At 68.2% G+C, this 7,193-nt stretch carries 7 protein-coding genes; 5 read left to right on the forward strand and 2 right to left on the reverse strand.

The genetic code is table 11. The features are described 5' to 3' along the window. The first annotated feature begins 39 nt into the window (after window positions 1-39). From ABTX24_RS24900 to ABTX24_RS24920, 5 genes are all read left to right on the forward strand, one after another. Window positions 40-1,041 carry an ATP-binding cassette domain-containing protein gene (locus ABTX24_RS24900; protein ID WP_160025840.1) on the forward strand — a complete coding sequence of 334 codons (1,002 nt, stop codon included), beginning with the start codon at window positions 40-42 and terminating at the stop codon, window positions 1,039-1,041. Continuing rightward, window positions 1,041-1,823, forward strand: a complete 783-nt coding sequence (locus tag ABTX24_RS24905; RefSeq protein WP_160025841.1) for an ABC transporter permease — start codon at window positions 1,041-1,043, stop codon at window positions 1,821-1,823. The genes ABTX24_RS24900 and ABTX24_RS24905 overlap by 1 nt, the downstream gene beginning before the upstream one ends. Before the next feature lie 153 nt (window positions 1,824-1,976). After that, window positions 1,977-2,699 carry a response regulator transcription factor gene (locus ABTX24_RS24910; protein WP_457165855.1) on the forward strand — a complete coding sequence of 241 codons (723 nt, stop codon included), beginning with the start codon at window positions 1,977-1,979 and terminating at the stop codon, window positions 2,697-2,699. Beyond that, window positions 2,696-4,129, forward strand: coding sequence for a sensor histidine kinase (locus tag ABTX24_RS24915; protein WP_350843410.1), 1,434 nt, complete (start codon window positions 2,696-2,698; stop codon window positions 4,127-4,129). The genes ABTX24_RS24910 and ABTX24_RS24915 overlap by 4 nt, the downstream gene beginning before the upstream one ends. Window positions 4,130-4,140: 11 nt before the next feature. After that, window positions 4,141-4,677, forward strand: coding sequence for a hypothetical protein (locus ABTX24_RS24920; protein ID WP_350843412.1), 537 nt, complete (start codon window positions 4,141-4,143; stop codon window positions 4,675-4,677). A 70-nt stretch (window positions 4,678-4,747) separates the two neighbouring features. On the opposite strand, the gene zwf is transcribed toward ABTX24_RS24920, so the two are convergent. Next, window positions 4,748-6,205 carry a glucose-6-phosphate dehydrogenase gene (gene zwf, locus ABTX24_RS24925; RefSeq protein WP_160025843.1) on the reverse strand — a complete coding sequence of 486 codons (1,458 nt, stop codon included), beginning with the start codon at window positions 6,203-6,205 and terminating at the stop codon, window positions 4,748-4,750. An 88-nt stretch (window positions 6,206-6,293) separates the two neighbouring features. Beyond that, window positions 6,294-7,106 (reverse strand): anthranilate synthase component I family protein, encoded by an 813-nt coding sequence (locus tag ABTX24_RS24930; RefSeq protein ID WP_350843415.1) that lies wholly within the window; start codon window positions 7,104-7,106, stop codon window positions 6,294-6,296. Window positions 7,107-7,193: the final 87 nt, after the last annotated feature.

Below are 7,193 nucleotides of genomic sequence, written 5' to 3' on the forward strand. Positions count from 1 at the left end.
CGTGCTTGTCTGGGACTTGCACGCACAAGGGAGTGACACATGATTCACGCACGCGGCCTGAGGCACACCTTCGCCTCCGGCCATGGCAAGCAGAAGAAAGAAGTCGTCGCGGTCGACGGAGTCGACCTCGACGTCGAAGAGGGCGAGGTGGTCGGCTTCCTGGGCCCGAACGGCGCCGGCAAGACGACCACCCTGCGCATCCTCACCACCCTCCTCAAGCCCACGGCAGGCACCGCCACGGTGGCGGGCTTCGACGTGGCCAAGCAGTCCGTCGACGTCCGGCGGAGCATCGGCTACTGCTCCCAGGTCGGATCGACCTTCTCGGGTGCGTACGCCGGTGACGAGGTCGTCGACCACGGGATGCTCTACGGGATGTCCAAGAAGGACGCGGTCGCCCACGGCCAGGCGCTCTTCGAGAGGCTTCAGCTCGAAGGGCTGTGGCGCCGCAAGCCCCGCAACATGTCCGGCGGGCAGAAGCGCCGCCTCGACATCGCGATGGCGCTGATCCACGCCCCCAAGCTGGTCTTCCTCGACGAGCCGACCACCGGCCTCGACCCGCAGGCGCGGGCCAACCTGTGGGACCACATCGCCTCGCTGCGTACGGACCATGGGGCCACGGTCTTCCTGACCACCCACTACCTCGACGAGGCCGACACCCTCGCCGACCGGGTCATGGTCATCGACCAGGGCCGCATCGTCGCCAACGACACCCCGGAGAACCTCAAGGCCGCCGTCTCCGGCGACCTCGTCTCCCTGGAGGTCGCCACCGACGAGCAGGTGGCGATCGCCCGTGACAAGCTCAGCTCGATCTCGGAGACCATCGAGGTCGACGAGCGACTGGTCAGCGGCCGGGTGCCGCGGGCCGGGAAGGCCGTCCCCGGCCTGCTGCGCGACCTGGAGTCCAACGGCGTCTCGCTCGAGTCGATCGAGGTCGCCCGTCCCACGCTGGACGACGTCTTCCTCACGCTGACCGGACGATCGCTGCGCGACGCCGACGCAGGCGCACCCGAGGGCGACGAAGAGAACCAGGAGGCCAAGTGATGACCGAGTTCCAGCAGCCCGTCCTCAAGTCCGGCTTCTTCCGGGAGTCGATGGTCGTCTTCAACCGCCAGCTGCGGATGAACCTCCGCAACCCGGCCTGGGTGCTGATCGGCGTGATGCAGCCGATCCTCTACCTGGTGCTCTTCGGCCCGCTGCTCGAGCCTCTGATCGAGGAGCTCGGCGGCAACGCCTACAACTGGTTCGTCCCCGGCATGCTCGTCCAGCTCGGCATCTTCGGTGCCATGTTCGCCGGCTTCTCGCTGATCGGCGAGTGGCGCGAGGGCGTCATCGAGGCGGAGCGGGTCACCCCGGCCTCGCGCGGCGCGCTGCTGTTCGGCCGCCTCTACCGTGACCTGCTGCAGATCCTGGTGCAGGCGATCATCCTGGTCGCTCTCGGCCTGGTGATGGGCATGGACTTCAGGCCGGTGGGGATCCTCGTCGGGATCGCGATCACCGTCATGATCGGTGGCGCCGGAGCCGCCGCCTCCAACGCGTTCGCGCTGCTCGTCAAGAGCGAGGACGTGATGGCGCCGGTGACCAACATGCTGCTGATGCCGATCCTGCTGCTCTCGGGCATCTTCCTGCCGATGAGCTTCGGCGCCCGGTGGCTCGAGGCGCTGGCCGACGTCATCCCGACCAAGCACGTCGTCGACGCGGTGCGAGCCTCGTTCTTCGGTGACCTCGGGATGGCCGACATCGGCTGGGGCCTCGGCTGGACCGTCGCCCTGTTCGGTCTCGCGGTCTGGTGGGGCATCTCCACGTTCCGCAAGGAGAACGCCTGACTTCTCCGGCGTTTCCTGCACTTCTCGGGTGTTGCATTGCCTGAGAAGTGCAGGAACACCCGGTTAACCGGGTATTCCTGCACTTCGGCCGATCTAGCGGAAACACCAGCGTCCTCTCAGCGGTGACTCAGCGAGGGGTGGCAAGGTAGGAGTGTGAACAGCCCTGCCACCCCGAGCGACAGCACCGGCGACAAGCCGCACGTGCTGGTCGTCGACGACGACAAGGCCGTGCGTGAGTCGCTGCGCCGGTCGTTGGAGTTCAACGGCTACGTGGTCGCCCTGGCCGGCGACGGCGCCGAGGCGCTGGCCGGCATCGCCAACCACGACCCCGACGTGGTCGTGATGGACGTGATGATGCCCCGCCTCGACGGCATCGAGGCCACCAAGGCGCTCCGCGCCGCCGGCAACGACGTACCGATCCTGGTCCTGACCGCCCGCGACGCCGTCGGCGACCGGGTCGACGGCCTGGACGCCGGGGCCGACGACTACCTCACCAAGCCGTTCGCGCTCGAGGAGCTGCTGGCCCGGCTGCGCGCGCTGCTGCGCCGGGCGGCCCCGGTCGGCGAGGACGACGAGGAGACCCTGCACTTCGCCGACCTGACCATGAACACCACCACCCGCGAGGTGACCCGGGGCGAGCGCGCGATCGAGCTCACCCGCACCGAGTTCACGCTCCTGGAGATGTTCCTGCGCCGGCCCCGCCGCGTACTCGATCGGTCCTTCATCCTCGAAGAGGTGTGGGGCTACGACTTCCCGACGACCGCCAACTCGCTCGAGGTCTACGTCGGCTATCTGCGGCGCAAGACCGAGGCCGAGGGTGAGGCCCGGCTGATCCACACCGTACGCGGCATCGGCTACGTCCTGAAGGAGCCGTGAGCAGCGCCGTGACCACGCCGGCAACCAGCTCGCGCTACCGCGGCTCTCTGGCGGGCCGGGTCACCATGCTGACGACCCTCGCGGTCGCCGGCTCGATCGCGCTGATCGCGATCGGGCTCTACTTCGTCGTACGCATCCAGCTGCAGGCCAACATGGACGAGTCGCTGCTCAAGCGGGCGCACGCCGCTGCATCGAATCCGCAGTACATCCACGATGCCCGGGATGGCAGCTATTTCCCGGTCTTCGCTCTGAACGCTGGCGACATCGCGCTCATGTCGGTCAGTCAGAACGGTGACTACTGGAATCCTCAGAAGCGAGCCGATGATGACTTCCCGATTCCTGGCGCACCGGAGGCGTTAGTGGCCCAGGGAAAGACGTCTTACGCCGTGCGCACGATCACCACCGACAAAGGCGAGGTGTTCCGCGCAGCCACGGTGCCGGTCTCGGGCACGGACGAGGCGCTGATGCTGGCGCAGTCGCTGGAGCCACAGCAGGCGATGTACAAGCGACTCGGGCTCGTGGTGCTCTTCTTCGGCGCGGCCGGCGTCGTCGCCGCGGCGTTCGCCGGTTGGGTGGTGGCGGCAGGCGGTCTGCGGCCGGTGAGGCGGCTGACCGCCTCGGTCGACCGGATCGCGACGACCGAGGACCTCACCCCGCTCCCAGTCGAGGGCGACGACGAGATCGCCCGGCTGGCCACGTCGTTCAACCGGATGCTGTCCGCTGTCTCCGCCTCCCGGGATCGGCAGCGGCAGCTGGTGGCGGACGCCTCGCACGAGCTGCGTACGCCGCTGACCTCGCTCCGCACCAACGTCGAGCTCCTCACCCAGGCCGACGCCTCGATCTCCGGCGAGCAGCGGGCCGAGCTGCTCGGCGACATCCGCGCCCAGATCGAGGAGCTCACCAACCTGATCGGCGACCTCGTCGAGCTGGCCCGCGATGCGCCGGCCGAGCCGACGCTGGAGACCGTGGACCTCTCCGAGGTGGCGGACCGGGCGCTCTCCCGGGTGCGTCTGCGCGCGCCGTCGGTGACCTTCACCGAGGAGATGACGCCGTGGTGGGTCATGGGCGACGCCAGCTCGTTGGAGCGCGCGGTCACCAACCTGCTCGACAATGCCGCCAAGTGGTCGCCGGAGTCGGGCACGGTCCACATCTCGCTCCGCGACGGCGTGCTCAACGTCGACGACGAGGGGCCGGGCATCGCCGAGGACGACATCCCGTACGTCTTCGACCGGTTCTACCGCTCCACCGAGGCCCGCTCGATGCCTGGGTCGGGGCTCGGCCTCGCCATCGTCCGGCAGGTCGCCGAGCGTACCGGCGGGTCGGTCTCCGCGGCCCGCTCGCCGCACGGTGGCGCACGGATGACCATGTGCCTGCCCGGCTCGACCTCTCCCCGGCCGACCGAACCGCCCACGGCGGTGCTGAACAATTGAGGGTTGAAGCATTGAGATACGCCGTCCTGGCGCCCAGTCTGGTGGCGCTGCTCTCCGTCGCCGCCTGCGGAGCCGAGGAGCCCGCCGATCCGTCGGCCTCCGCCTCCGCATCGTCTCCGGAGCACGCCTCCAAGGAGACGTTCAACCCGTGCGACGGGCTTGACATCTCCCCCGTGGAGAAGGCTCTCGGCGCCCAGCTCCGCGTCGAGAAGGGCACCTCGAAAGCACCCCGCTGCGCGTTGCTTCCCGAGGAGTCGGGCGGGACTGCGTACGAGCTGAACTACCTGCCCTTCAAGGGCACCCTCGCAGAGGCGTGGAAGACCATGGACGTGAAGTCCGGGGACGTCAGCGAGCCCGCGATCGAGGGCGCTGAGGACGCTCGGCTGGTCAAGCAGCAGGGCGTCAGCTCGTACGCCGTCACCGGATTCGTCCAGAACGGCACCCTGATCCAGAGCTTCAACTCTGTCGACCTGGAGCCCTACGACGGCGACGCCATGGACCGCGCCGCCCAGGCCCTCCTCGAGCAACTCAGCGCGAACGCCCCATAACCGAGACGTCACCCGCGTCGATCGACACGTCACGCTCGTGCCGACTCGGCCGCCGTACGCGCCGTCTCCGCTAGTGCTTCTTCGTCTCGCGCCAGGAGCGTTCGAAGGGGAGGCGCCAGGCATGCGGGGCGATCAGCTGGTGGATCGAGTTGGGACCCCAGGAGCCGGGGGCGTAGAGGCGCACGGGCGGAGGGTTGTCGAGGAGCGGCTGGGAGATCTCCCAGAGCGTCTCGATGCCCTCGGCGGTGGTGAAGAGCGTGTGGTCGCCACGCATGGCGTCGTGGATGAGGCGTTCGTACGCCTCGAGGACGCCGGTCGAGGAGCTCGTCTCCTGGGTGGCGAACTGCATGGAGAGCTTCTCCAGCTTCATGCCGGGCCCGGGGCGCTTGCCGTAGAACGACAGCGACATCTTCGACTGGTCGGCGAGGTCGAACGTCAGGTGGTCGGGACCCTGGGTGCCGGCGCCGGAGTTGGCCGGGAACATCGTCAGCGGCGGCTCCTTGAACGCGATCGAGATGATCCGCGCGCCCTCGGCCAGCTTCTTGCCGGTGCGCAGGAAGAACGGCACGCCCGCCCAGCGCCAGTTGTCGATGATCACCTTCATCGCGATGAAGGTCTCGGTGTCGGAGTCGTCGGCGACCTCGTTCTTGCCGCGGTAGCCGGAGTATTGACCACGGACCACGTTGCGCGGGTCCAACGGCCGGATCGAGCGGAAGACCTTGTTCTTCTCCTCGCCGATCGGGTCGGGGGCGAGCGAGGTCGGCGGCTCCATCGCCATGAAAGCCAGCACCTGCATCAGGTGGGTCACGACCATGTCGCGGTAGGCGCCGGTGCTCTCGTAGAACGCGGTGCGTCCCTCCAGGCCCAGCGTCTCGGGGATGTCGATCTGGACGTGATCGATGAAGTTGCGGTTCCAGATCGGCTCGAAGAGTCCGTTGGCGAAGCGGAAGGCCAGGATGTTCTGCGCGGCCTCCTTGCCGAGGAAGTGGTCGATCCGGAAGATCTGCTCCTCGCTGAAGACCTCGTGGATCTTCGCGTTGAGCTCCTTGGCCGACTCGAGGTCGGTGCCGAAGGGCTTCTCCATGATGATCCGGGCGCGCTCGACGAGGTCGGCCTCCTCGAGCTGACGGATCACGTCCTGAGCGGCCTTGGGCGGGACGCTGAGGTAGTGGAGGCGGCGCACGTCGCTGCCGAGCCCCTGGAGCTTCTTCTCGGCCAGCTTCACCGCGTCGGCGAGCGCGTGCGGGCCCTCCTTGGTCGAGACGTAGGAGAGCATCCCCCCGAACGCCGCCCAGCGCTCGTCGGTGATGTCGCCCTTTCCGAACTCCTCGCACGCCTCGCGAGCGAACTCGATGAACTGCTCGTCGGACAGATCCTCCAGCGATGTGCCGACGATCTGAGCATCCGTCATCAGCCCGGCCTCGTTGAGTCTGAGCAGGCCAGGCAGGAGTTTGCGGCGCGCCAAATCACCGGTCGCACCGAAGAGCACGATCACATGTGGCAGGGCTTTGTCGTCGATGGTCGCCATGATGAGTCCACGGTAGTCCCCGTTTTATGAACGATCCAATAGACAACGGCCGCCGTCTCAACGTGTCGCCGTCTTTTCACCTGTTTGATCATCTGGCGAGGGAAGCGCGCACCCGATCGGCCTTCAGCCACGCCTCAGCGGCCTCCTCGGCGACGTCGGATCTGACCGTGATCCCGCCGCCCGTGCCGATCTGCCAGGTGCGGGTGTCATGGGTCGTCAGCGTGCGGATGATGACGCCCAGATCGGCCGGCCCGTCGCCGGAGATCCAGCCGAAAGCGCCGGCGTACGCCGCCCTCGGCCCGCCCAGGTCGCGCTCGGCCCGCTCGATGACCTCCATCGTGCGCAGCTTGGGCGCACCGGTCATCGATCCGGCGGGGAAGAGCCGGCGCAGCGCCTCGATCGTGGAGATCCCGTCGCTGAGGTGTCCCCTGACCGTCGTGACGAGCTGGTGCACGGTCTCGTACGACTCCACCTGCATCAGGCCGGGCACCTCCACCGTCCCCGGCTCGCAGACCATCGCCAGGTCGTTGCGGAGCAGGTCGGTGATCATCAGGTTCTCGCTGCGGAGCTTGGGATCGGTACGCAGCAGCTCCGCGTGGGCCGCGTCCTCCGCGGCGTTCGCGCCCCTCGGGGTCGTGCCCTTGATCGGCCTCGTCTCGATCACGCGGTCGGCGTCGATCAGGGCGTACCGCTCCGGGCTCGAGCTCAGCAGCCACGCCGCGTGGTCGGCCACGTCGTGCTGGAGGAACCCGGCGTACGGCGCGGGGTTGATGCTCCTCAGCCGCAGGTAGGTCTCCACGGGGTCGGCCTCGGCGTGGACCGTGGTCCGGTAGGTCAGGTTCGCCTCGTAGGTGTCGCCGGCCCGAAGGGCCTCCTGGACCTGGATCCCGTTCGGCGCCACACCTGATGCCGGGTCGCCCGCAGCAGCAGGTCATGGAGACTGCGCTGGGCGACGTGCCCCGGAGGCCCGGGGTCGTTCAGATCGCTC

Source organism: Nocardioides sp. NPDC127514, from assembly GCF_040302125.1.
In the GTDB taxonomy this organism is placed as follows: Bacteria; Actinomycetota; Actinomycetes; order Propionibacteriales; family Nocardioidaceae; genus Nocardioides.

What these genes read in the sequence shown, in the direction of transcription:
- zwf (WP_160025843.1), bottom strand. Translation starts at nt 6,205, where the DNA reads ATGGCGACCATCGACGACAAAGCCCTGCCACATGTGATCGTGCTCTTC.
- ABTX24_RS24900 (WP_160025840.1), top strand. Translation starts at nt 40, where the DNA reads ATGATTCACGCACGCGGCCTGAGGCACACCTTCGCCTCCGGCCATGGC.
- ABTX24_RS24905 (WP_160025841.1), top strand. Translation starts at nt 1,041, where the DNA reads ATGACCGAGTTCCAGCAGCCCGTCCTCAAGTCCGGCTTCTTCCGGGAG.